This window comes from Haloferax sp. Atlit-48N (genome assembly GCF_003383015.2).
Classification (GTDB): Archaea; Halobacteriota; Halobacteria; order Halobacteriales; family Haloferacaceae; genus Haloferax; species Haloferax volcanii.
This window is the reverse complement of the sequence record NZ_CP137693.1, coordinates 192,658-216,276: the sequence shown is the minus strand read 5'-3', so window position 1 is coordinate 216,276 and position 23,619 is coordinate 192,658. Positions and strand designations below refer to the sequence as shown.

Below are 23,619 nucleotides of genomic sequence, written 5' to 3'. Positions count from 1 at the left end.
ACGATGACAATCGACGGAAGTCTAATAAACGTGTTCCAAGCGTCCGTCGCCAGATTCCCGTGGGGAAACACGTATGCGGCAGGGTCACAATCACGGCGTATGGTCGACCGACCAACCGCCTTGGAAGACCCGCTCGACGGCCGGACGGCGCTCGTCACGGGTGCGAGTTCGGGAATCGGAGCGGCGACCGCGCGCGTGCTCGCCGAGGACGGCGCGGACGTGTGTCTCGCCGCCCGCAGAGTCGAACGACTGGAATCGCTCGCTGACGAGATTCGTGACGCCACGGACGCCGCCGTGAGCGTCGTGCCGACGGACGTGACCGACCCCGACGCGGTCCGGGCGCTCGTCGACGCGACCGTCGAGCGGTTCGGCTCGCTCGACATCGTCGTCTGCAACGCCGGCCTCGGCATCGACAAGCCGGTCGCGGAGCTGACCGACGAGGAGTACCGCCTGATGACCGGCGTCAACGTCGACGGGATGTTCTACACGGCCAGGGAGGCGCTTCCGCACCTCGAAGCGTCCGAGGGCAACCTCGTCTTCCTCGGGAGCATGTCGGGGAACCACCCGCGGCCGCACAACCCGGTGTACGCCGCGACGAAGTGGTGGGTCCGCGGGTTCGCGTCGAGCCTCCAAGGGGCCGTCGGCGAGGAGAACGTCGGCGTGACCTGCGTCAATCCGACCGAGGTTCGGACCGAGTTCGGCTCCGAGAGCGGCGAGACGCTCGAAGCGTCGTTCGAGGAGGGCGAAGTGACGGAGGCGATAGAGGTGGCCGACGCCATCGCCTACGCGGTCCGCCAGCGGTCACCGAACACGGTGCTGTCGCTCGACCTCTACCGACGCGACAAGCTCTCGCACTTCTGAGCACCGGGAGTGTGGGGGTTCGGGGGTGCGACGGCACGGCGACACGGGGCGCGGTGGCGTAGCAGCACGGCGGCGCAGTGTCGACGTGCCGCGCCCCGAACCCGAGGGAAGCGTATTTTGCGGTCGGTTCCGAACGGGTGCCCATGACCGTCACGAGAGTGGTCGACACGTCGTGCCGACTCGGCGAGGGTCCGGTCTGGCACCCCGACGAGAAGCGGCTGTACTGGGTAGACATCGAATCCGGGCGACTCCACCGCTACGACCCCGAGACCGGAGCGCACGACTGTCCGGTCGAAACGTCGGTCATCGCCGGCGTGACGATACAGCGCGACGGGTCGCTCCTAGCGTTCATGGACCGCGGTCGCGTCGGGCGCGTCGTCGACGGCGACCTCCGGGAAAGCGCGCGAATCGTCGACTCACCGACCCGGTTCAACGACGTCATCGCCGACCCCGCCGGGCGGGTGTTCTGCGGGACGATGCCGTCAGATACGGCGGGCGGGCGGCTGTTCCGCCTCGACACCGACGGAACGGTGACGACGGTCGAAACCGGCGTCGGAATCCCCAACGGGATGGGATTCACCCGCGACCGCGAGCGGTTCTACTTCACGGAAACCGAGGCGAGCACCGTCTATCGGTACGCCTACGACGAAGAGACGGGAGCCGTCTCGGCCCGCGAGCGGTTCGTCGAATCGCCGGAGACGCCGGGGCTACCGGACGGGATGACGGTCGATTCGGCGGGGCACATCTGGTCGGCCCGCTGGGAGGGCGGCTGTGTGGTCGAGTACGACGCCGACGGCACCGAACTCGGCCGGTTCGACGTGCCGACGGAGAAGGTGACGAGCGTCGCCTTCGGCGGGCCGGACCTCGATTCGCTCTACGTGACGACCGCCGGCGGCGACGGGGACGGAAGCGCTGGCGAGGGCGACGAGAGCACCGGCGACGCTGCGGGCGCGCTGTTCCGCCTCGACGTGGCGGCGACCGGGCGGCCCGAGTTCCGCTCCGACGTTCGGTTGGGGTGAGTCGAAACGGACAGCGGCGGGCGGTCAGTCCAGCTCGACTGCGGCCCCGGTCTCGGCGCTCTCGTAAATCGCGTCGATGGTCCGCATGACCGACACGGATTCCTCGCGGTCGACGCGCGGGGTCTCGCCGGTCTCGACGGCGCGGGCGAACGCCTCGACCTCGCGGCGGTAGCTGTCTGTCGGGTCGAACGTCTCCGTGACGACGCGGCCGTCGGTCGCGTAAGTGAGTTCGGCCGCGGCCGTCGGGTCGACGTTGAACGCGGGGTTCGCCTCCAGCCAGCCGTCGGTGGTCTGGACGCGGTAGTACTGCGTCTCGGGCGTGTCGAACGACGATTCGACGCGGGCGGTCGCGCCGGAGTCGTACTCCAAGACGCCCGACATCCGGGTGTCGACGCCGCAGTCGCGCGTGTCGGTCGTGGTCGCGTACACCCGGTCGGGCGTCCCGAGGAAGAGTCGCGCCGCGCTGACGGCGTAGCAGCCCACGTCCATGACGCTCCCGCCGGCGAGGTCGGGGTCGATGCGGATGTCGTCGGCCCCGTCGGGCAGGCGGAACGAGAAGTTCGACGTGACAGAGACGACCGCGCCGAGCTCAGACGCGACGAGTTCCGCGGCCCGCTCGGTCAGCGGGTGGAACCGGTACATGAACGCCTCCATCAGCGTGACGCCCGCGTCCTCGCAGTAGTCGAAGACGGCGGCCGTCTCGTCGGCGCTGGCGGTCAGCGGCTTCTCGCAGAGGACGTGCAGCCCGCGGTCGGCGGCCGCGCGAACCCAGTCGGCGTGGAGGCCGTTGGGGAGCGGGATGTAAACCGCGTCGAGGGAGTCGTCGGCCAACAGCGCCTCGTAGCTGCCGTAGGCGGTGGGGATGCCGAGTTCGTCGGCGACGGCGCTCGCCCGCGCCTCGTCGCGGGACGCGATGGCGGCCGCCTCGTGCTCGCTCGCCTGCACCGCGGGGATGACCGATTTGACGCCGATGCCTGCCGTGCCGAGGATGCCGAACTTCATGCGGGGAACTGCGGGAAACCCGATAATAAAACTGCGGGCGACGACGCGCCGAATCGAGTCCTACGTCCCGTCGGAATCGGGGTCGGCGTCGTGGTTGGCGGCGGCAGCGTCGGCGGAATCGGAGTCGGCGGAATCGGAGTCGGCGGCGTCGACGGCGACATCGGTCCCGCGCTCCGCCGCGGCGTAAATCGCGTCCATCGCGCGCATGTCCACGAGCGCGTGGTCGCCGTCGGGCGCGGGGTCGGAACCCGACAGGAGCCGGGACGCGAAGTAGTCGAACTCCTCCGTCATCTGGTTTACCTGCTCGAAGTCGTAGTCGGCGGACTGGTCCCCCCACGACAGTCGGAATCCCCGCTTTTGGCGGTTGTAGAACGCGGGCTCGATTTCGAGTTCGCCCTCGGTGCCGGTCACCCGGAGGTGGCTCGACTGGTAAGCCGACTGGCTGGCGGTGCAGACCGCGAGCGTGCCGTCGTCGAAGTCGACGCCGAAACTGACGTGCTCGTCGCCGACGGCCTCGAACGCCTCGTCGTCGACGCGGGCGGTCGCCCTGACGCGGACGGGGTCGGCGTCGAGGACGAACCGGGCGGTGTTCAGCGGGTAGAGCCCGATGTCCATGACGGTCGCGCCGCCGGAGAGTTCGGGGTCGAGCCGCCACTGGTCGGGGTCGGGGACGACCTCGTCGAGCAGGCGCTGGGACATGTGGCCGTGGACGAACACCGGCTCGCCGATGACGCCGGCCTCGACGAGTTCGCGGGCGCGCCGGACGGCCGGCTCGGTCTGCATCCGATAGGCGACCATCAGGGGCACGTCGGCGCGGTCGCAGGCGGCGACGAGCTTTTCGGCCCGCTCGACCGACGCTTCCAGCGGTTTCTCGCAGAGGACCGCCTTCCCCAACTCGGCGGCGGTTTCGACGTACGGGAGATGCAGACCGTTCGGCGTGACGACGTACACCGCGTCGTAGGCGTCGGCGGCGACCCCCTCGTGGAACTCGTCGTAGGTGAGGCCGTGGGTTATCGACTCGGTCAACGCCGTCGCGCCCTCGGCTTTCTCCTTCGAACTGCTGACGACGACCGTCGTCTCGCAGAACTCGGACGCCTCGACCGCGGGAATCGCCTCGTCGCAGGTCCACCAGCCGAGGCCGATCATGGCGACCCGCACGGTGCCCGTCACGTCGTCTCCCTGCCAGTCGCGGCGCGTGAACTCCTCGACGATGTCGGTGGGGGCGGGGCTCATACGGTGGTGACGGAGTTCGAGAGGGTTCCGATACCCTCGATAGTGATGTCGACGTGGTCACCCTCTTGAAGGTCGAACGGCTGTTCGGGGACGAGCGACGTGCCCGTCAGGATGACCGCCAGTTCGGGCACCGTGTTGTGTCGCGTGAAGTACGACACGAGTTCGTCGCAGCTGCGGACCATCTCGCTGGTGTTCGTGGCGTCGTCGTAGATGACTTCGCCGTCGCGCTCGATAGTCATGCTCATCTCCAACTCGTGGGGGTCCTCCACGTCTTCGGGCGTCACCACACACGGGCCGATGGAACAACAGCGGTCGTACACTTTCGCCTGTGGGAGATACAGCGGGTTTTCGCCCTCTATCGACCGACTACTCACGTCGTTGCCGACGGTGTAACCGACGATTTCCCCCCGGCGAAGCACGATACCCAGTTCGGGCTCCGGCACGTCCCATTCGGAGTCGCCTCTGACGCCGATGGCGTCGCCCGGTTCGACGGTCCGAGACGGCGTGGCCTTGAAGAAAACCTCCGGCCGGTCGGCGTCGTACACGTCGAAGTACATATCGGGCATGGAGCTCTCCTCCTCGCGCGCTTGCTCGCTTATCTGGTAGGTGACGCCCGCGGCCCAGATTTCCTCGGCGTCGACGGGGACCGTCGCGTGCCGGTCGACGAACGCGTCGTCGACCACGTCGGCGTCCTCGGTCAGTTCGGCGGCGAGTCGGTCGACCGAGGTCCGGGCGATACTCGCCACCCGAGCCAAGTCACCGAACGTCCGAAGGTCCGCGTCGGCGCTCGTGAGGTCGTACGTCGTGGAGTCGCGGCTTGCCGTGAGACGACGCTCTCCCGACACCGCTAGCTGGTGGTAATGCATTCAGTATCCTCATTACCAGCGATTGTAATAAAAGTACGTCCCGGTATGAGCGGCGCGGCGCGGGCAATGCAGAAAACCCCGAGACGTCGGCGGGTTCGGTCTCGAACACCCGACCGGGTGTAGTTCGCTCGCCCGTTGACGACGAACGCGAGATGACAGGCAGAAGAGGCGACACGAGCCCGACGCGTGTGACGTAGAGAGACACACGAATTCCCAGTAACAGAACACGCCGAGTCGGCGGGTCGAATCGGCAACGCGGCGACGAGACGGCCGTGTCGGAGCCCACGAGCGCGAACTGACGACCCACACCGGTGTCGTCGAAAACGACCACCGAGAGAGACAAGTCGACTATTACGGCTCGTCTCGGCCGATAATCAGGAACGAGTGGGTCGAGAGTTCGCCAGACACTCCCGTTTTCTATCACAGAATGCAATCACAGCACGCACGAACGAGAGATTCCGGGAACAGCCCACGCGACGTGCGGTGCGCCGGTTTTAGATTACACACATACGCTTGTAATTCGGGCGGCCGACGCCGGGAAGCGGGGCGGGGTTCCCGAGAGTCCGGAGCAAGAGCGAACGCGGGGGACGAGTCACTCGGCCTCGCACCTTCGTTCCCTATTACAGAACGATTGTCCAGCAGTCTCCGGCGTCTGCCGGCGGCAAACCCGTCGGAAGCGACATCGAAACTCCCGTCGGGAGGGGCTAGCGCGCGCTCACGAGAGCGCGTCGATGGCGAAACGGGAGACGAGAGACGGGAGACGGGAGACGGGGTTAGAACGCGCTGTCCGCGAACCCGCCGTCGACGGTGACGACCTCACCAGTCACGAACGAAGACGCGTCGCTCGCGAGGAAGACCGCCGCGCCGACGATTTCCTCCCGTTCCGCGACTCTGCCGAGCGGCGTTCGCTCGTCGATTCGCTCGCGCTTTTCGGTCCCTTCGGCGTAGGTGTCGGCGTTCTGCGGCGTGATGACGAAGCCCGGTGCGATGGCGTTGACGCGTATCTCGGGGGCAAGTTCCTTCGCGGACGCGCGGGTGAACGCCTCGACGCCGCCCTTCGCCGCCGAGTAGGCGGGGAGGTTCGCCATCGAGAGCCGCGCGGCCAACGAGGAGATGTTGATAATCGACCCGCCGTCGGCGACGGCCGGGACCAGCTCCTGCGTCACGCGGCGGACGCCCCCGAGCGCGATGTCGGTGACGTGGTCCCACGCGTCGTCGTCGATGTCGCGGACCGTCTCGCGGGATATCGCGCCCTGCGAGGCGACGACCACGTCGACGCCGCCGAACTCCTCGACGGCGCGCTCGCGGACGCGTTCGAGCGAGGCCGGGTCCGTCACGTCGCAGGTCTCCCGAACCGCGTTCGCTCCCAGTTCCTCGATAGCGTCGGCCGTCTCGTCGACCGCCGACTCGCGTCGGCTGGTTGCGAGGACGTCCGCGCCCTCGCTGGCGAATCCGAGGGCGATTGCCTGACCGATACCGCTCGTCCCGCCGACGACGACGACGCGCTTGTCACTGACGGAGACTGGCGTGTGCTCGTATGCGACCATGGTCTCAGTCCGCACGGTGCCGACATGATAGTTGCGGAACGCGCGACGGGAGTGCCGCATGCAATACGTTTTTACCGACCCGTGCCACATGTGCTCTCATGCGAGGACTTGCCAAAGTAGAGCGTAGCTCCGGCGCTATGGAGTTCGTCGAGCGACAGAAACCGAAACCGGGTGCCGGAGAGGTGCTCGTCGAGGTCGACTACGCCGGCCTCTGCGGGAGCGACGCGGGAATCTACGAGTTCGAATCCGCCTTCGAGCGGATGGACCTCCCGACGGTCATCGGCCACGAGTACGCCGGTCGCGTGGTCGAAGTCGGCGACGGCGTGACGGAGTTCGGCGTCGGCGACCGCGTGGTCGAACGACCGATTCGCGGCTGCGGCGAGTGTTATCAGTGTCGCATCGGCGAGGAGAACGTCTGCCAGGACGCGGTCATCACCGGCGTCGACCACGACGGCGCGTACGAGCGGTTCATCGCCGTCCCGGAGCGCGCCCTCCACCCGATTCCCGACGACGTGAAACAGCAGCACGCCGCGGTCGCGGAGCCGACGAGCATCGCCGCGCGCGCCGTCATCGAGAACTCCCGGGTCGGCGCGGGCGACCGCGTGTTGGTCGAAGGCCCCGGGCCAATCGGTCTGCTCACGGCCCAAATCGCGGCCGCGCAGGGCGGCACCGTCGTCGTCTCCGGCGTGGGACAGGACGCCGACTATCGCCTCCCGCTCGCGGAGGAACTCGGCTTCGAGACGGTCAACGTCGCCGACGACGACACCGAGGCGCGCCGCGAGCGCCACACCGGCGGCGTCGGCTACGACGTGGTGTTCGACACGACCGGCCACCCCTCGGGGCTCACGACGGCCGTCGACGAGGTCCGCAAGGGCGGCCAAATCGTCCTCGTCGGCCAGACCGGCGAGACGTCGATGCCCTACTCCCCGCTCGTTCGGGCCGAAATCGACCTCCAGTGTTCGTACGCCTCGATGTACGAGGACTTCGAGCGCTCCTTCCGACTGATTCGCGACAGCGACGTGGACTGCGAGACGTTCGTCGACACCCGGTTTTCGCTGTTCGAAGCCGACGAAGCCTTCGAGACGTTCATCGAAGGCGGGACGTGCAAGCCGGTGTTCGATATCTCGGAGTTGGCGTAGGGAGAGCGGTCGACCGCAACCCAGACCGGATAATAGTAAATCAGTTTAAACACAATATTACATCCGGCGTAAATAGATATATCAACCATGGAACCCCGCAATATAGCTGAAGTCAGCTTTTTAGACCCATTTTGACTATTTAGGGTAGATATTAACAGAAATTTCCGGTTTTATTTGGACATCTGGGATATATTCACAAAAATAAACACATAGAAGAAACAAATATAAGTAAGTAGATTCAATAATTTGAAAACTGTTCTAATATTCTTCCTTATAATATTGTTTGTTTTATGCAATTCTAATGCGTCAGCCGAACCTCGAATCGGGACACGGAGCTACTGGGAGGTCGCTAAGGAGACGAAGCGAGGAGAGTCGAAGGGCGGCGTCAGTCGCTGGCCGAGTCGCCGCTGGCCGGGGGCGAGAACTCGGGGTCCCCGTATGTAGAGTCCGAGTGGTCGTCGGTGAGGCCGTCCGCATCGGGTGTCTCGCCGTCCGGGAAGTAACACGCAGCGCGGTGCTCACCGTCACGGACGGTATCGAGTCCGGGTTCACTCTCCCGGCACGCGTCTTCCGCTTTCGGGCACCGCGGGGCGAAGACGCAACCGGACGGGAGGTTGACCGGGTCCGGGGGCTCACCGTCGAGCAGGACGCGGTCGCGGTCGACCGTCGGGTCCTTCTCGGGGGCGGCCGCGAGGAGCGAAGTGGTGTACGGGTGTTTCGGCTCGGCCGCGATGGATTCGACGTCGCCCTCCTCGATGACCCGCCCGAGGTACATAATGGCGAGTCGGTCCGACACCTGTACCAGACTGGCGAGGTCGTGAGAGATGTAGACGATACCGATGTCCTCCGTGTCCGCGAGTTCGCGCAGGAGGTTCAGCAGGTTCACCTTCAGCGACACGTCGAGCATCGACGCCGGTTCGTCGCAGATGAGGAAGTCGGGGTCGAGGACGAGCGCCTTGGCAACCGCGACGCGCTGGCGTTGGCCCCCCGATAGCTGGTGGGGGTACTGGTCGAGGAACTTCCGCGCGGGCGTGAGCCCGACTTTCTCCAGCGTCTCGACGACGGCCCGTTCGCGCTCTTCGGTCCGGTAGTCGTGGATGGTGAGCGGCTCGCCGACCAACTGCCGAACCGTCTGTCTCGGGTTGAGCGAGTCGAAGGGGTCTTGAAAGATTATCTGGACTTTGCGGCGGAATTCGCGCATGTTCCCGTCCGCGTAGTGCTCGTAGGACTCGCCGTCGAAGACGAACTCGCCGCCGGTCGGCTGTTTCAAGAGCGCGATGGTCTCGCCGAGCGTCGACTTCCCACAGCCGGACTCGCCGGCGATACCGAGGATTTCTGACCGCCGGACGCGCAGGGAGACGCCGTCGACGGCGCGAACGTAGTTCGGGTCGTTCCCCCTGAGTTTCTCCAAGAGCGGCTGGCTCTGCTCGTAGTACTTCTCGAGGCCGTCGGTTTCGAGGAGCACCTCACCGCGGTCCGACTCGTCGTGGCTATCGGGGATACCCCACGTCTCCGGGTCGGTGGCGTCGCGCCGCATCTGGGCGGCTTTGGTGACGTGGTGGCACGCCGAGCGGTGGTTGCGGTTCGGCAGGTCGACGAGGTCCGGGTGAGACGCCTCGCACTCCTCGGTCGCGAACGGACACCGGTCCTTGAAGACGCAGGCGCTGGGTTCCTCGTTCAGGTTCGGCGGCGACCCCGGAATCGAGACGGGGTCTTGGTCGCCCTCTTCGATTTCGGGGAAGGAGTTCTTCAGCCCCATCGTGTACGGGTTCGTGGGGTTCACGAGAACGTTGTCGACGCTTCCCTGCTCCATGGCTTTCCCGCCGTAGAGTATCGAAAGCTCGTCGCACGTCTCGGCGATGACGCCGATTTCGTGGGTGATGAGAAGCAGCGAGCTGTCCATCCGGTCCTGTATCTCCAGAATCTTGTCGATTATCTTGTCCTGGACGATGACGTCGAGACCCGTGGTCGGCTCGTCGGCGATGATGAGGTCCGGTTCGAGCGCGAGCGCCATGGCGATGGTCACGCGCTGGCGCATCCCCCCAGAGAACTCGTGGGGATAGTCGTCGATGCGGTCGGGGTCGAGTCCGACGATTTCGAACAGCTCTCGGACTCGCGCACGGGCCTTGTCGTCGGTGACGTTCCGATGGGTCTGAATCGCCTGCCGAATCTGCGACCCGGTGGACATCACCGGGTCGAGCGAGTCCATCGCGCTCTGGGGGATGTACGCGATGTCCTCCCAGAGCACGTCGCGGCGCTCGCGCTCGCTGAGGCCGGTCAGGTCGCGGCCCTTGAATTCGATGCTACCTGATTCGACGGAGCCGTTGCTGGGGAGGAGACCGAGAACCGCCTCGGCCAGCGTCGATTTCCCCGACCCGGACTCGCCGGCGAGGCCGTAGTTGACGCCCTCGTCGATGCTGAACGACACGTCGTTGACGGCGTGGACGGTTCCGCTGTCGGTCGAGTAGGTGACCGTGAGGTCTGTGATGTCGAGGAGACTCATTGTTCGGTCTGAATTTCCGGGTTGATGACTTCTTCGTAGGCGCGTCCGATGAGGAACACCGAGGTGGTGATGGCCGCGATGCCGAGTGCGGGCGGGAGCACCCACCACCAAGCGACGCGCATGTTGCCCGATTCGAACACCTGTCGGAGCATTCGGCCCCAACTCGTGACGGTCGGGTCGCCGAACCCGAGGAACGCCAAGCTGGCCTGCGCGGCGATCGCCCACGCGATACCGTAGGCCGTGTAGAGAAAACCGATGGGGAGCACGTTCGGCGCGACGTGGTAGAGCATCGTCCGCAGGTCACTCGCGCCGCTGGCGCGCGCCGACTTCACGAAGGTGCGCTCTCTGACGGAGAGGACCTCGGAGCGGACGACGCGCGCGGGCATCTTCCAGAGGAACGCGACGATGATGCCCGTCATGAGCCAGACGCTCGGCGTCACGAACGTCAGGAGCAACAGCGCCATCGGCGTAAACGGCAGGGAGAACGTGAGGTCCGTGAGGCGCATGAGGACCTCGTCGACCCAGCCGCCGTAGTACCCGCTGACGAGCCCCACGAGAAAGCCGAGCGCGCCGGTCCCGATGCCGCCGAACAGGCCGACGATGAACGTCGGCTGCGCGCCGGCGAGGAACTGGCTCAGCACGTCTTTCCCGTAGGCGGTCGTCCCGAACGGGGCCGCGCCGGTCGGCTCGGATAGCCGTAGCATCGACCCGGCGTCGTCGCGGACGGTGTGCTCGATGGGGTCGTGCGGGGCGAGTGCGGGCCCGAGGAGACCGAGGAAGACGAACGCCGCGACGATGACGACGCCCGCGAACGCGAGGCGGTCGCGCCGCAGGAACGTAAACTGGTCGCGGAGCGTCTCCGCGACCCCCTCGACGCGCTTTTTCAGTTCGGCTTCGGGTTTCGTCTCGGTGCTCACGCGGCACCACCTCCGCTGGTCGAGACGGTCGGGTCGAAGTAGGCGTACAGCACGTCGGCGACGAGGTTCGCCACGATGACCGCGAGCGCCATGATGAACACGGCCGCCTGCACCAGCGGGTAGTCCTGCTGTTGGATGGCGAGCACGAGTTCGCGGCCGATGCCGGGCCAGCCGAAGACGACTTCGAGCAGGATGAGCCCCTGGAATATCATCCCGAGACGCAGCGCGAAGTAGGTCAGAATCGGCAGCATGGAGTTCCGACCCGCCCGCGCGAGCTGCTGCATCTCCGAGAGCCCCTTCGCGCGGTGGAGCTTGAGGAACTCCGACCCCCGCTTTTCGACGACGCCGTTGCGCGCCAACAGCAGGAAATCGCCGCTGTAGTACAGAACCGACACCGTAAACGGCAGGATGTAGTGGTGCAGGAAGTCGAACGAGGCGAACGTCTCGACGTAACCCTCCGGCGAGGCGCTGATAGAGCGCATGCCGAAGGCGGGCACCAGTTCGAGGTTGTACGCGAAGACGATGACGAAGAGGATACCCGTGATGAACACCGGCGTCGACCGGAGGAACGTCGTGGCGATGATGCTGAGCTTCTCCAGTTTGCTCCCGCGGTTCCAACCGACGTACATCCCGAGCAGGGAACTCAGGACCGCCGTCGTCACTAACGCGGGGACGAGCAGGATGAGCGTGTTGACGAGCCGCGGTGCCAGCACCTGCCAGACGGGCTGACTCCGCAGGATGGAGTAGCCGAACTGGAACAGCAGGATGCTCTGGAGGTAGCTGAGGTACTGTCGCCACATCGGCTGGTCGAGGCCGTACATCGCTCGAATCTCGGTGATTTGCTGCTGGCTCAGGTTGCCCGCGGTGACGAGTGACTCGAACGGGCTCCCGGGAAGCAGCCGCAGGACGACGAAGATGACCGAGACGGCCACGAGGGTGAGCACGATGGAGATGGCGAGTCGCTTCGCGAGGAAGCGCTGGAACTCGCTCATGGTCGGGCCCCCCGTCGGCGCGAGTGGGTGGTGTTCGACATGCTCGTCACCTCACGAGAAGTCCGCCTGCCCGAGTTCGTCGCGGCGCTTGTGCACGTTTCCGGGCTGGATGCGCTCGACGAAGGCGGCCCACGCGTCCCCGTTGGGGAATCGGAGGTTTCCGCCGTCGTCCCACGTGTAGCCGGCCCGTTCGAGGAGCGATTCTGCCCTGTCGATATCGAACTCGTAGTGCGTCGTCTCCGACGTGTGCCACGGCGTGAGGTCCGAAATCGGGTTCTCCCCGCTCGGGACGGTCGCGCGGTCCTGCAACACGTCGGTAGCGAAGCCCTCGGTGTCGACCGACTTGGCGAGGGCGACGCGGAACTCCTTGTCGCGAACGAGCGGACAGGAGAACATCAGCTTCGTGTCGAGCGGCGCGAAGTTGCCCGAGGTCATCTTCTCGACGCCGGCGGTGCTCGCGGCGCGGTCGGCCTGCGAGTTCGAGAGCGTCGTGCCGATAGCGTCGATTTCGCCGCCCTGCAATGAGCCGATCATGGAGTCGATGTTGCCGACGTTTATCCAGATGACGCGGTCGACGCCCTCGCCGGTCGTGGCCTGGTCGCCGAGCACGTCGGCTCGCCAGTCGTCGTCGAACATCCAGTGGCCCTCGTTTCTCGACACCTCGAAGCGGGTCCCCTGCTCCCAGTTTTCGTACGTGAACGGCCCCGTACCGACGGGTGACTCGGGGTTGTGCTGGGACGGGTTCTCCACGTCCTCCCACTCGTGCTTGGGGATGATGACGCTGCGAACGACGCGCTGGGTCATGAACGCCGCGTCGGGGCCCGTCAGGTTGAACCGAATCTCGTGGTCACCGAGCACCTCGACCGACTCGACCGGTTCGTAGAACGGCGTCTGGCTGGTCGAGGAGTGTTCCTTGTACAGTTCGACGGTGAACTTCACGTCCTCCGCGGTGAACGGTTCGCCGTCGTGCCACTCGACGCCCTCGCGGAGGGTGAGTTCGACGGTGGTGTCGTCGACGAACCCGCCGCCGGTCGCCAGCGCGGGGACGACTTCGAGGTCCGGCGTGGCGTCGAAGAGGCCGTCGTAGATGAACGTCAGTCGCTTCGCCTCCGCGCCGCCGGCGGCCCACGGGAGGTTCAGCGAGTTCATCGAGGTGGTCACGCCCTTGATGTAGGTCCGGTCGTCGGTCTGGGGCTGGAGGTTCACCTCCGACCAGACGAACGAGTCCTTCGTCGGGCCGTTCCCCGGCGTCTGGACGTAGCCGCTCCAGCGCTCCGTGTTGACCGCGGTGATGATATCGGGGAACAGCGTGATGAGCGCGCCCACGTCCTCGCTGAAGATGCGCTGGGCCTCGGCGACGAGTTCCTCGCGCTCGGGGCGGTCGGTCGCCCGACTCTGTTCCGTCAGCACCTCCTGCAGGTCGGGGTGGTAGTAGTTGTCATAGTTCGACAGGCTCTCCTCGGTCCGCCGCATCAAAAGCGGGTTCGGGTCCAGCCCGCGTTGCGGGTCCGGACCGTGGGTACTCATCGAGATTATCGCTTCGAGCCCCTTCGTGTCCCAGCTCTGGGCGTACAGTTGGTTCAGCGGTCGGTCGTTGAGTTGCGTCCTGACGCCGAGCGAATCCAGTCCCCGCTGGACCATGAGCGCGTGTTCCCGCATCCACGGGTCGTCCTCGCTCGAGAACTCCAGCGGAACGGGGTCCAACACCGCACCCGCGGTCGCGCTGTAGTCGAGCGGCGGTTCGTCGGCATCGATGGTCTCCCACTCGCGCCAGTACTTCGTCTCGACCGTCTCCGGGGTTCCGGACGGAACCTCGGGGGTGAGACTCGACCCGCCGTCGCTCCCGCCGCCCCCGTTGCCGCCACCACCGGAACACCCCGCGAGTCCGGTCACGCCGAGGGCGGTCGCCGTCGCCGCCACGTAGTCGCGTCGCGTAAGGCCAGTTCCACGTTCGACACCCGAACTATCACGATTTTTCTCCGACATTGCGACCGCTTGTTATGGAGTATCTTCCATGGTGCTGTTCCCGATACGCCCCGATAGCTATCGTTTTTTAAATACCCGGTCGGCAAAAGCCGGCAATATTCTCCAGCACGTGCAGCGCTACTCCTGTCGCGGCCCGTAGATGAGTTCGAGAAGATTTCGCTCCGCGGTCCGGAGTCGTTCGCTCAGCGTGGATTGAGCGATACCCAGTTCCTCGGCGAGTTCGGTCTCAGAGGTCTCTCGCGGAATGTGGAAGTAGCCGTGGTTGAATGCCGTCTCCAGAACCGCGAGCTGGTCGTCGGTTAGCTTGGAGATTAACACCTCCTTTAATCGGCCGCTATCGAGCGGTTCACCGGGGGCTTCGTCCTGCGTCACGGAGCGAAGTTCGAACTCCCCGAGCGTCTCCTGAATCTCGTCGGCGAGTTCCCTGAAGTGGTCCCAGTCCTGGGCGGTGGCGACGACCTCGAAGACGCCGTCTTGGAGGACGATGCGGTTCGGAATCGTCTCCTGTCTGAGCACCAGTCCGAGGATGAACGGATACGACTCGTTGGCGAGAATCGTCACTCGGCGTATCTGCACGTCGGTCGAGGCGGTCGGAATCTCCTCGTCGTAGAAGACGGTCACGCCCGAGATGTCGGCGAGGAGCGGTTCCACGTCGAAGGGGCCGTTCGAGGCGACCGTGAGCGACTCGATCCACGTCCCGTCCTCGACGTAAAACGCGTTGTCCAACTCGATGCTCCGGGCGTCTCGCAGACGGCGGTCTATCTTCGACATGACGCCGGTCGGAGCCGTCGTAAACTCAACACGTAAGATGCGAACTCACCCGTACCGGGAGATACCGTTCACCTACAAATAGCCCGGTGGTTGTCGCAACGGGGAGCGTCACCGAACCCCGGATTCGCGCGGACGGGTCGGTGCGCCGGTCGACGACTCAGGCGACGAGCGGCCAGTAAACGAGCCACGAGAGGGTCACGACGACGAGCGACAGACCCATCGTCACGAGTCCGAACAGCGTCACGTCCCGGTTGGTCAGCGGGCCGCGGTCCAGCGAGACGAGGACGGCGGTCGTGTTGAACGGGAGAATCGTCGTCGACCCCACGACGAGGAGGACCGCGAGTCCGAGGTAGAGCCGCGTCACGCCGAACGTCTCCGCGAACCGCAGGACGATGGGGAGAATCACCACGATGGCGGCCGACCCGGTGGAAAAGAGCACGCGAACGGCGACCGCGAACCCGAGGAGCAGTCCGACGAGTTGCCAGTGGCTGAACGCCTCGAACGGGACGAACCGCGCGAGGAGGTCGACGACGAGCGCGATGGTCCGCGTCGCTTCCAAGGCGTCCAGAATCGACAGCGTCGCGCCGATGAGAAAGAGGACGCCCCAACTGAGTCCCTTGACGTCGTCGGCGTCGACGACTTCGACCCCCGGGAGCGCGAGGACGGTGACCGCGGCGACCGCCGGGAGAATCTCGGGAAGTCCGACGAACGACCCGACGACCCACGCGAGGACAGTCCCGGCCATCACCGCCGCGACGAGTCCCTGTTCGCGGGTTAACTCTCCGTCGGCGGACGCATTCGCAATCCCCGACGCGCCGGGGTCGACGGTCGATTCGGCGTCGACGGTGTTGAGCAGACCGGCGGCCGCGGCGGCCAGTACGTAGAGCGCCACCGTGGGCGGGACCATCAAGACCGCCCATTCGACCCACGAGAGCGGGCGGACGCTCGTCGCGAGGATGCCCGAGGTGACGAGCGCCATCCCGCCGCCGGTCATGAGCGCCATCGACGCGATGGGGTTGATGTGGCCCAAGAGGAGATACGTCGCGCGCTCGAACCCGCTTCCCGACGGGAGGTCGAACTCCTCTGTCACCTCCTCGACGATGGGGATGAACGCGACCGCGCGGGCCATCGCCGACGGCATGAACAGCGCCAGCACGAGGACGTTCCGCGCGATGGAACGAAAGGCCCCGCGAGGGGTGCTGTCCGGGGACAGCAGTCGGTTCGCTAACTGGGTGTCCAACCCCACCGACCGGACCGCGTTGCCGAGGAGTAACAACACGAGGAGGAAGTACACGAGCGAGGAGGTGAAGCCGCTCACCGCGGCCTCGAAGGTGTCAACGACGCCGAGGGCGTACAACAGGGAGACGCAGGCCAGACTCGAAATCGCGTACGGAACCGGCTTCGTCAACCAGAGCAGGAGCGCGACGACGAAAACCGAAAGCGCGTACTGCGACCGGACAGGAAGGACGGAGACGGGGTGGAGCCCGACGACCGCGAGGAGCAAGGCGGCGGCGACCGCGAGGGTCACCGTCTGCGACGAGAGTTCGGGGGCGCGCAGCCCTCGGTCGGGCAACCAATCTGTCACGAATTTACCTGCACACAACGGGCCCAAATAGCTACTGCCGGCGACAATTCGGGCCGCCAGTCGAGGCGAGAGCGAACCGAGTCGATCAACTCGCTGAGTTTAGATTATTCAGATTATTTGGAGTGTGTGAGTTGTTCAAAGAGCTGGAGTAACCATAATTATTTCAACTACGCCGAGAATCTCGATAGTACGATATCCCCATCATGTCACGTGCAGTCAGCGTCTGTCTCCTCAAAGGCGGTATCGGCAAGTCGACGACCTCCATCAACCTCGCCCGCGAACTCGCACACCGGGGAAGCGACGTGCTGCTCGTCGACCTCGACCCGAACGGACACACCACGACGGGTCTCGGGTTCGGAGAAGAGTTCTACTCGGAGGCACATCTCGGAGACGTGCTCCTCGACGACGCCGAGTTGGAGCCGCGAGAGCTCATCTTGGAGACCGGGTTCGAAATCGACCTCCTCCCCTCGAACGACCGCATCGAACAGGTCGAATCCGACCTCGGCGGCGTGATGATGGGGTCGGCGCGGCTCAAACAGCGCGTCATCGACCCGCTTCTCGGGGACGACTACGACTACGTCGTCGTGGACTGCCCCGCGGCGCGCGGGAAACTCAACGACAACGCGCTGTACGCCACGCAGAACCTCGTGTTGCCGATGCGCCCCGAATCGGGCGCGCTCTCGGGGCTCGAAAAGACCGTCAAGCGACTCATCACGCCCGCGCGCGAGCACTTCGACCTCGAAATCCTCGCGGTCGTGCCGACCGACCTGCGGGACCGAATCGACCACGATCGCCCGACGAGACGGCTCGTGGAGGCGCTCGTCTCGAAGCCGAACATCGCCTCGAAGCTCCCGAACTTCGCGTACACCGACCCGGACGTGTTCGAGGCCATCGACGACGGCGAGTGGGACGGCGACCTGCCGAAGCCGGGGATTCGGCATCGGTCGGCCATCGACGCGTCGATTCGGGAGCACATGCCGCTGCGGGACTACGACAGCACCTGCGACCAGTTGGCGTGCTACGACGAACTCGCGCAAATCGTCGAAGAAGGCGAGGTGGCCCGATGAGCGAAGACCCCTTCGGCGACCTCGACGCCGCGATGGGGAGCGGCGAGACCGACTCCGGGCCAGAGCCGGAACCCGAACCAGCGGACGAAGACGCCGGCACCGACGACGCGGTCGAATCGGACGACGAGGCAGCGACGGAATCCGCGTCCGCCGAACCCGTCGACCCCCGCGAGCGCCCCGCCTTCGAGTTCGACGAGACCGTCCACAAGGCGCTGTACGTGCTCGAAGCGGTCGCCGACGAGTTCGACGACATCATCACCTACGACGTGGAGCGCGAACTGACCCGCGACCACGGCCTCAAGGGCGTCACGAAGAGCGAACTCCACAACGCCGCGCTCGCCGTGGCGACCGAACACCCCGAAGAAATCGTCGAGCGCGTCCTCGAACAGCGCGGCGTCGACGACGAAGATTCCGAATAATTCGGATAATCCGAGTCTGTCGGAACTCGGAGCACCGGACAGAAGTCGAGTAGCACCGACAACGGGAGCGTTCTGGAACGAGAGCGTTCTATCCGAGTGGGTGGTAAATCGGGTTATGGGGAAAATTCTTCTTTCTACCCATCGTAGTAGGCCGTATGTCCGAAGCGACGCTGGACGGTCGCGGACGCCTCACGCTCCCTAAAGAGGTCAGAGAGCGGTACGGCGAACACTACCACATCGTCCAACTGCACGACGGTATCAAGCTGATTCCAATCGAAGACGACCCGCTCGATGCGCTCCGCTCCGAGTTCGCGGACGTCGAGAAGACGGCCGAAGAACTCCGTCGCGGAGCGCGGAACGCGGCGCTCGACGAGGCCGGCCGCTGAATGTACGCCGAGACGGACTTCCTACTGGCGCTCATCAAGGACGAAGACTGGCTGGGCGACGCCGCAGAGGCGGTCTACCGAAACCATCGGGACGAACTGTGGACGTCGCAGTTCACGCTCATCGAACTCCTCATGGTCGCGTACCGAGAAGAGCGGGACACGGAGCGGGTCATCACGAACGTCGCCGCGCTGTTGGAAGTGCGCGGGGACGTAGATACGGTTCTCACGGCCGCGACCTACGTCGAAGACCACGGGTTCACACCCTTCGATGCGCTCCATCTCGTCGAATCCGATGGCGACACTATCGTTTCGAGCGACGAGACGTACGAGTCGTTTGCCCCGCGGCTCGACCTGAAGACCGTCGAAGACGAGTGACAGCGGGAGGATAGGTATTTTTCAGACAGTCCCGATTCCCAACAAATCTGCCGAGTTCAGCACGGCCTCGGCGGACAATCGGTGACTGCGGTTCGACAGCGCCGATAAATTGAGGGGGAGGCAGAGGCGGAGACGGTGGCGGAGGCGGTGACGCGACGAAATCCGGCGTTTACCGAATCATCTTGTCGCGGTCGGGGTCGAAAAGCGGCCCGGACCGGACCGTCGCGGGGTGAGCGTCACCCTCGTACCGGATTTCGACGTCCTGCCCCGAGCTGGCGTACTCCTCGGGGAGGTAGGCGTACGCGATGCCGGCGTCGATGGTGTAGCCGTAGTCGGCCCGACAGCAGTAGCCGACGACCTCGTCGTCGACGAACACCGGGTGGCCCGCGTCGACGACGGCTTCCTCCTCGTCGAGCGTTATCGGGACGATTCGGTCGCTCGGGCTGTCGTCGTTTTTGTCCGCCACGAGCGCCGCCTTCCCGACGAAGTCGGTGTCGAGGTCGACCGCGAAGCCGATGCCGGCCTCGTACGGGTTGTGTTCGGGCGTGAGGTCCGTCCCCCACAGGCGGAATCCCTTCTCCATGCTCGTCGAGTCGAGCGCGGCCCAGCCGACGGGCGCGATGTCGTACTCCTCGCCGGCCTCGCGAATCGCGTCCCAGAGCTGGCTTCCGTACTCGGTCGGGGCGTAGATTTCCCAGCCGAGTTCGCCGGCGTACGAGAGTCGGAGCATCGTCACGGGGATGCTACCGAGGTAGGTCTCCTGTGCGGAGTAGAACGGGAACTCGTCGTTCGAGAGGTCGGCCTCGACGAGGTCCGAAAGCACCTTCCGGGAGTCGGGTCCGAAGACGCCGATACCGGTCCGACTGGAGACGTGTGCGGTCACGTCGACGGAGCCGTCGTCGGGCGCGTGCTCTGTGACCCACCGCGAGTGGAGCGTCGCCGAGCTTCCGCCCCCGGTGAACAGCACGAACCGCTCGTCGCCGAGGCGGGCGACGGTCAGATCGGCGAGTACGCCGCCGTCCTCGTTGAGCATCGCGGAGTAGCGCATCCGGCCCGGCGTGACATCCATGTCGTTCGTCAGGAGCCCTTGCAGGAACTCAAGCGCGCCCGGGCCCGACACTTCGATGGGCGTGAACGTCGTCATGTCGACCATGCCGACTTTCTCGCGGAGATGCTGGTGTTCCGCGCCCTGGACCTTCGACCAGTTCTGCGAGAGCCAGTCGGGGCGGTCCGGCACGTCGTACGTTTCGAGGAGCGTCTCGTTGGACTCGTACCACTGCGGGACCTCCCAGCCGTCGCTGTCGTAGAACTCCGCGCCGAGGTCGGCCTGCCGGTCGTAAAACGGACTCCGGCGGAGCGCGCGCTGTCCGTCCGGCTGTTCGCGCGGGTGGATGAGTTGGTACACCTCGCGGTACTGCTGCGCGCCGCGCCCGTAGGTGTACTCTCGGCTGCCCGTGTGCGACTGGAACCGGGAGACGTGCGCGCCGGAGGCGTTGACGCGGGAGCCGTCGAGCCGCGGCGTCCCGTCTTCCATCCAGCTGGCGACGATGTCGCCCGCGCCGCCGGACTGCGTGACCCAGACGGCGAGCGCCCACCAGAGACCCTCGGTGTCCTCGTCCGGCCCGAGGATGGGCATGCCGTCGGGCGTGAACGAGAACATGCCGTTGATGGCGGAGGTCCACTCGCAGTCCTCGAAGCCGGGGACGAGTTCGCTGGCGGCGTCGAACGCCGACCGGTCGTGGTCCGGGTGGGTGTTCTCGTAGAAATGCTCCTCCGTGAACTCCCGGAGCGACGGGTATTCGAGTCCGAGGTCGTCGAGCTTGTCGGGCCCGTAGATGTCCGCCGGGTCGACCAGCAGCGACTCGTGGTTGTACGAGCCGATGCCGTAGCGCTCGCCGTGCTGGCGGTAGTACAGCGAGTGGTCCTGATGCCGGAGGAGCGGCTGTTCGATTTCGCGCTCTGCGCCTTCGAGCTCGTCCAGTTCGTCGGAGACGAGATACTGGTGCGCGCAGGGGACGAGCGGGATGTCCGTGCCGACCATCTCGCCGAACAGCGGCCCCCAGATGTTCGTGGCGACGAGCACCTCGTCGGCCTCGATGCGGCCGTGTTCGGTTTCGACCGCGTCGACGCTGCCGTCGGTGGTGTCGATGTCCGTGACCTCGGTGTGGCCGTAGAACTCGACGCCCGCCTCGCGCGCCTCCTCCGCCATCGACTCGGCGGCGCTGACGGCGTCGGCCTTCCCGTCCGAGGGGACGTAGTAGCCGCCGTAGATGACGTCGGCGTTTATCTGCGGGACGCGCGATTCGACCTCCTCGGGCGTGAGGAGTTGGCCCTCGTCGATGCCGTAGGACTGACCCCACTCGCGCTTGCGTTTGAGGAAGTCCCAGCGGTCTTCGGTGTAGGCGACTTCGATGCCGCCGCACGTCCGGAAGTCACCGAACCCGTCGTAGAGGTCGCGCGTGTACGACGCCATCTCCGTCATCAGCTTGTTCCCGGCCGTCTGGAACACGAGTCCGGGGGCGTGAGAGGTCGACCCCCCGGTCTCGAACAGCGGACCCCGGTCGAGGACGACGACGTCTTCGCGACCCGACTCGGCGAGGTGATACGCCGCGCTACAACCGACACAGCCGGCCCCGACGACGACCGTTCCGGCGCGTTCGGGAAACGTAGACCATGTGTTCATGTACCAAACAGTAGTGACTGCGGCCTTCGGATATCTCTCCGGGTCCACTATCTGAGGTGTATAGATACCGGGGGGTGACGAGGGAGGGGCCTCACCACGGGTGCGTCGCGTGGTCCGACGAGAATCAGCGTCAGAGAGCGACGAGTACACGCGCGGCGACGAAAGCCGTGCGCCGACGAGGAGCGCACTGACCGGAGTCACCCGCCGACGAAGTCACTCGCCGACGAGGTGCTTCTCTCTGAGGTAGATGACGAGACTGGCGCTCAGGAACGCGAGACCTGCGCCCCGTAGCTCACCGGCCGTCATCGCGAACAGTGCAACGACGAAAAGGAAGACCGCGAACGCCGCCGAAACGACAGCGAGCGCGTTCATCGATAGCGTCGAGTCATCGGTTCGGTGGCTCCGCGGTCAGTCGTCCGTCGTGCCGGGGTTCTGCCGGACGTTGGTCACGACTGACGTCCGAGAGCGACCGACGTCGATGTCGATGTCCTCGTCCGCCAAGTCCTCGATTCGCTCGGCGAACTCCTCGGATTGCAGGAGTTCGTACTCCTTGTCGAGGCCGAGATAGACCGTGTAGCACATGATGACGAGGACGACGGCGAACGGGAACCCCGTCGCGATGGCCGCCGTCTGGAGCGCGCCGAGACCCCCGCCGTAGAGGAGAAGCGACGCGACGAGGCCCTCGATGACCGCCCAGAAGATGCGTTGGGTCCGCGGCACGTTGTGCTTGCCGCCCGACGTGAGATGGTCGACGACGAGCGACCCCGAGTCCGAGGAGGTCACGAAGAACGTGACGATGAGCGTCACGGCGAGCAGCCCCGAGACGGCGCTGAACGGGAACTGTTCAAGGAGCGCGAACATGGCGACCGTCTGGCCGGCCTCGTTGTAGGTCGCGAGGACCGCGCCGTTACCCTGAAGCGAGTTGAACAGCGCGCTCCCGCCGAACGCCGAGAGCCAGACCGTCGAGAACAGCGACGGCAGGACGAACACGCCGAAGACGAACTCGCGGACCGTCCGCCCCTTCGAGATGCGCGCGACGAACATCCCGACGAACGGCGACCAAGCAATCCACCACGCCCAGTAGAACACCGTCCAAGCGTTGACGGTGGACGCGCCGTCGCCGAGCGTCCCGGTGAAGAACGCGAGCGAGAGGAAGTCGCTGAAGTAGTTCCCGAGGCCCTGCACCCACGCGCCGAAGATGCTCATCGTCGCGCCGGCGGCGAGCACGAACGTCAACAGCACGAACATCAGAAAGACGTTCACCGTGCTCAGACGCCGGATACCGCCTTCGAGGCCGGCCGCGACAGAGGCGGTAGCGATGAGTGTAATCACGGCGATGAGCGCGATTTGCATCCCGGTGTTGTTCGGAACGCTCAGGACGCCGAGCATGCTCCCGCCGAGGATGTACGACAGCCCGGTGTTTATCTGTGCGACCCCGAGGCCGAGCGACGTGGCGAGGCCGAACAGCGTCGCGAACACCGCCACGAGGTCGATGAGGTGGCCCGGCCAGCCGTAGATTCGCTCGCCGAGGAGCGGCCAGAAAATCGACCGGAACGTGAGCGGCAGCCCCCGATTGAACGAAAAGAACGCGAGTCCCAAGCCGACGAGGCCGTAGATGGCCCACGGGTGGAACCCCCAATGGAAGAACGTCTGCGTCATCGCGGCGATACCCGCACCGCCGGACCCGGCCTCGGCGTCGAAGAAGCCGGGGACGTTACTGAAGTAGTACAGCGGCTCCGAGACGCTGTAAAACATGAGCCCGATACCCATGCCCGCGCTGAACAGCATCGCCATCCACGAGAAGTCGCTGAACTCCTTTTCCGCCTCGACGCCGCCGAGGGTTATCTTTCCGTACTTACTCAGCGCGAAGTACGCCAAGACCACGATAAAGAGGTTCACCGACAGGAGGAAGAACCACCCGAAGTTCCCCTCGAAAAAGCCCCTGATACCCGAATAGACGCTCGCCGCCTGCTCACCGAGAATGAGCGTCGCAGCGACGAAGACGCCGATTATCAAGAGCGCGGCCGGGAAGACGACGGGATGGATATCGAACCCCAACCCCTGGATGTTTCTGTCACCGGGTTCGCGCTCCATATCGGGATAAAACAGGTCTTCCTGTAACTCGCTCGTCGACCGACCGGTCGAGTCGTTGCTATTCGCCATTCGATACAGCCTCCATTGACGACCGCCAGATGAATTCGTGTTCGGTCATATCGTTGTCCCCGCTTTGGGGCCACCCACTGTCACCGTCGAGAGACGACCCGCGTC

Annotated in this window: 20 protein-coding genes; 7 read left to right on the top strand and 13 right to left on the bottom strand. The window is 65.4% G+C overall.

The genetic code is table 11. The annotated features are described in order from the left end of the window. The first annotated feature begins 99 nt into the window (after positions 1–99). Both DEQ67_RS18855 and xacC read left to right on the top strand, forming a co-directional pair. Positions 100–861 (top strand): SDR family oxidoreductase, encoded by a 762-nt coding sequence (locus DEQ67_RS18855; RefSeq protein WP_004061776.1) that lies wholly within the window; start codon positions 100–102, stop codon positions 859–861. 143 nt (positions 862–1,004) lie between these two features. After that, complete coding sequence (gene xacC / locus DEQ67_RS18850) at positions 1,005–1,880, top strand: pentonolactonase XacC (protein WP_115891577.1); 876 nt, start codon at positions 1,005–1,007, stop codon at positions 1,878–1,880. Between the two features lie 24 nt (positions 1,881–1,904). Here the strand turns inward: xacC and DEQ67_RS18845 are convergent, their stop codons facing one another. From DEQ67_RS18845 to DEQ67_RS18830, 4 genes are all read right to left on the bottom strand, one after another. Continuing rightward, positions 1,905–2,882 carry a D-xylose 1-dehydrogenase gene (locus DEQ67_RS18845; protein WP_004061781.1) on the bottom strand — a complete coding sequence of 326 codons (978 nt, stop codon included), beginning with the start codon at positions 2,880–2,882 and terminating at the stop codon, positions 1,905–1,907. 60 nt (positions 2,883–2,942) lie between these two features. Further along, positions 2,943–4,115, bottom strand: a complete 1,173-nt coding sequence (locus DEQ67_RS18840) for a D-xylose 1-dehydrogenase (RefSeq protein ID WP_115891578.1) — start codon at positions 4,113–4,115, stop codon at positions 2,943–2,945. Further along, on the bottom strand, positions 4,112–4,981 hold the full coding sequence (locus tag DEQ67_RS18835; RefSeq protein ID WP_004061785.1) for a fumarylacetoacetate hydrolase family protein: 870 nt from the start codon (positions 4,979–4,981) through the stop codon (positions 4,112–4,114). Before DEQ67_RS18835 ends, DEQ67_RS18840 begins: the two co-directional genes overlap by 4 nt. A gap of 773 nt (positions 4,982–5,754) precedes the next feature. Next, the gene (locus tag DEQ67_RS18830) at positions 5,755–6,528 is read right to left on the bottom strand and encodes an SDR family NAD(P)-dependent oxidoreductase (RefSeq protein ID WP_115803594.1); all 774 of its coding nucleotides are present in this window, start codon (positions 6,526–6,528) and stop codon (positions 5,755–5,757) included. A 98-nt stretch (positions 6,529–6,626) separates the two neighbouring features. Between DEQ67_RS18830 and DEQ67_RS18825 the strand changes: the two genes are divergently transcribed. Further along, positions 6,627–7,667: a zinc-dependent alcohol dehydrogenase gene (locus DEQ67_RS18825; RefSeq protein WP_115861459.1), complete on the top strand. Its 1,041-nt coding sequence runs from the start codon at positions 6,627–6,629 to the stop codon at positions 7,665–7,667. 385 nt (positions 7,668–8,052) lie between these two features. Here DEQ67_RS18825 and DEQ67_RS18820 read toward each other — a convergent pair whose 3' ends face one another. The 6 genes from DEQ67_RS18820 to DEQ67_RS18795 all read right to left on the bottom strand — a co-directional run bounded on the left by DEQ67_RS18820 (position 8,053) and on the right by DEQ67_RS18795 (position 16,364). Continuing rightward, complete coding sequence (locus DEQ67_RS18820; RefSeq protein WP_006600033.1) at positions 8,053–10,170, bottom strand: ABC transporter ATP-binding protein; 2,118 nt, start codon at positions 10,168–10,170, stop codon at positions 8,053–8,055. Further along, positions 10,167–11,087, bottom strand: coding sequence for an ABC transporter permease (locus tag DEQ67_RS18815; protein WP_006600034.1), 921 nt, complete (start codon positions 11,085–11,087; stop codon positions 10,167–10,169). Before DEQ67_RS18815 ends, DEQ67_RS18820 begins: the two co-directional genes overlap by 4 nt. Further along, the gene (locus DEQ67_RS18810; RefSeq protein ID WP_004061794.1) at positions 11,084–12,079 is read right to left on the bottom strand and encodes an ABC transporter permease; all 996 of its coding nucleotides are present in this window, start codon (positions 12,077–12,079) and stop codon (positions 11,084–11,086) included. Before DEQ67_RS18810 ends, DEQ67_RS18815 begins: the two co-directional genes overlap by 4 nt. A gap of 51 nt (positions 12,080–12,130) precedes the next feature. After that, positions 12,131–13,999, bottom strand: a complete 1,869-nt coding sequence (locus DEQ67_RS18805) for an ABC transporter substrate-binding protein (RefSeq protein WP_115861457.1) — start codon at positions 13,997–13,999, stop codon at positions 12,131–12,133. A gap of 183 nt (positions 14,000–14,182) precedes the next feature. Next, positions 14,183–14,836: a helix-turn-helix domain-containing protein gene (locus DEQ67_RS18800; RefSeq protein ID WP_004061798.1), complete on the bottom strand. Its 654-nt coding sequence runs from the start codon at positions 14,834–14,836 to the stop codon at positions 14,183–14,185. 157 nt (positions 14,837–14,993) lie between these two features. Then, positions 14,994–16,364 carry an SLC13 family permease gene (locus DEQ67_RS18795; RefSeq protein ID WP_049896025.1) on the bottom strand — a complete coding sequence of 457 codons (1,371 nt, stop codon included), beginning with the start codon at positions 16,362–16,364 and terminating at the stop codon, positions 14,994–14,996. A 260-nt stretch (positions 16,365–16,624) separates the two neighbouring features. Between DEQ67_RS18795 and DEQ67_RS18790 the strand changes: the two genes are divergently transcribed. From DEQ67_RS18790 to DEQ67_RS18775, 4 genes are all read left to right on the top strand, one after another. Then, complete coding sequence (locus DEQ67_RS18790) at positions 16,625–17,488, top strand: ParA family protein (protein ID WP_004041136.1); 864 nt, start codon at positions 16,625–16,627, stop codon at positions 17,486–17,488. Next, a complete protein-coding gene (locus DEQ67_RS18785) occupies positions 17,485–17,907 on the top strand; it encodes a hypothetical protein (RefSeq protein WP_115861455.1) in 423 nt (140 codons plus the stop codon). The genes DEQ67_RS18790 and DEQ67_RS18785 overlap by 4 nt, the downstream gene beginning before the upstream one ends. A 155-nt stretch (positions 17,908–18,062) precedes the next feature. Continuing rightward, positions 18,063–18,293 carry an AbrB/MazE/SpoVT family DNA-binding domain-containing protein gene (locus DEQ67_RS18780; RefSeq protein ID WP_004061804.1) on the top strand — a complete coding sequence of 77 codons (231 nt, stop codon included), beginning with the start codon at positions 18,063–18,065 and terminating at the stop codon, positions 18,291–18,293. Then, positions 18,294–18,668 (top strand): type II toxin-antitoxin system VapC family toxin, encoded by a 375-nt coding sequence (locus DEQ67_RS18775; RefSeq protein ID WP_115861453.1) that lies wholly within the window; start codon positions 18,294–18,296, stop codon positions 18,666–18,668. It abuts the gene before it with no gap. A 169-nt stretch (positions 18,669–18,837) separates the two neighbouring features. Here DEQ67_RS18775 and DEQ67_RS18770 read toward each other — a convergent pair whose 3' ends face one another. The 3 genes from DEQ67_RS18770 to DEQ67_RS18760 all read right to left on the bottom strand — a co-directional run bounded on the left by DEQ67_RS18770 (position 18,838) and on the right by DEQ67_RS18760 (position 23,514). After that, entirely contained in the window at positions 18,838–21,351 is a 2,514-nt protein-coding gene (locus tag DEQ67_RS18770) for a GcvT family protein (protein ID WP_115861451.1), read from the bottom strand. A gap of 213 nt (positions 21,352–21,564) precedes the next feature. Continuing rightward, entirely contained in the window at positions 21,565–21,723 is a 159-nt protein-coding gene (locus DEQ67_RS18765; RefSeq protein WP_004041141.1) for a hypothetical protein, read from the bottom strand. Between the two features lie 36 nt (positions 21,724–21,759). Then, complete coding sequence (locus tag DEQ67_RS18760; RefSeq protein ID WP_115803599.1) at positions 21,760–23,514, bottom strand: BCCT family transporter; 1,755 nt, start codon at positions 23,512–23,514, stop codon at positions 21,760–21,762. Positions 23,515–23,619: the final 105 nt, after the last annotated feature.

Excerpts from the sequence above, each read along its gene's own strand:
- DEQ67_RS18855 (WP_004061776.1), top strand. The coding sequence starts at position 100 with ATGGTCGACCGACCAACCGCCTTGGAAGACCCGCTCGACGGCCGGACG.
- xacC (WP_115891577.1), top strand. The coding sequence starts at position 1,005 with ATGACCGTCACGAGAGTGGTCGACACGTCGTGCCGACTCGGCGAGGGT.
- DEQ67_RS18845 (WP_004061781.1), bottom strand. The coding sequence starts at position 2,882 with ATGAAGTTCGGCATCCTCGGCACGGCAGGCATCGGCGTCAAATCGGTC.
- DEQ67_RS18840 (WP_115891578.1), bottom strand. The coding sequence starts at position 4,115 with ATGAGCCCCGCCCCCACCGACATCGTCGAGGAGTTCACGCGCCGCGAC.
- DEQ67_RS18835 (WP_004061785.1), bottom strand. The coding sequence starts at position 4,981 with ATGCATTACCACCAGCTAGCGGTGTCGGGAGAGCGTCGTCTCACGGCA.
- DEQ67_RS18830 (WP_115803594.1), bottom strand. The coding sequence starts at position 6,528 with ATGGTCGCATACGAGCACACGCCAGTCTCCGTCAGTGACAAGCGCGTC.
- DEQ67_RS18825 (WP_115861459.1), top strand. The coding sequence starts at position 6,627 with ATGCGAGGACTTGCCAAAGTAGAGCGTAGCTCCGGCGCTATGGAGTTC.
- DEQ67_RS18820 (WP_006600033.1), bottom strand. The coding sequence starts at position 10,170 with ATGAGTCTCCTCGACATCACAGACCTCACGGTCACCTACTCGACCGAC.
- DEQ67_RS18810 (WP_004061794.1), bottom strand. The coding sequence starts at position 12,079 with ATGAGCGAGTTCCAGCGCTTCCTCGCGAAGCGACTCGCCATCTCCATC.
- DEQ67_RS18800 (WP_004061798.1), bottom strand. The coding sequence starts at position 14,836 with ATGTCGAAGATAGACCGCCGTCTGCGAGACGCCCGGAGCATCGAGTTG.
- DEQ67_RS18790 (WP_004041136.1), top strand. The coding sequence starts at position 16,625 with ATGTCACGTGCAGTCAGCGTCTGTCTCCTCAAAGGCGGTATCGGCAAG.
- DEQ67_RS18785 (WP_115861455.1), top strand. The coding sequence starts at position 17,485 with ATGAGCGAAGACCCCTTCGGCGACCTCGACGCCGCGATGGGGAGCGGC.
- DEQ67_RS18780 (WP_004061804.1), top strand. The coding sequence starts at position 18,063 with ATGTCCGAAGCGACGCTGGACGGTCGCGGACGCCTCACGCTCCCTAAA.
- DEQ67_RS18775 (WP_115861453.1), top strand. The coding sequence starts at position 18,294 with ATGTACGCCGAGACGGACTTCCTACTGGCGCTCATCAAGGACGAAGAC.
- DEQ67_RS18770 (WP_115861451.1), bottom strand. The coding sequence starts at position 21,351 with ATGAACACATGGTCTACGTTTCCCGAACGCGCCGGAACGGTCGTCGTC.
- DEQ67_RS18765 (WP_004041141.1), bottom strand. The coding sequence starts at position 21,723 with ATGAACGCGCTCGCTGTCGTTTCGGCGGCGTTCGCGGTCTTCCTTTTC.
- DEQ67_RS18760 (WP_115803599.1), bottom strand. The coding sequence starts at position 23,514 with ATGGCGAATAGCAACGACTCGACCGGTCGGTCGACGAGCGAGTTACAG.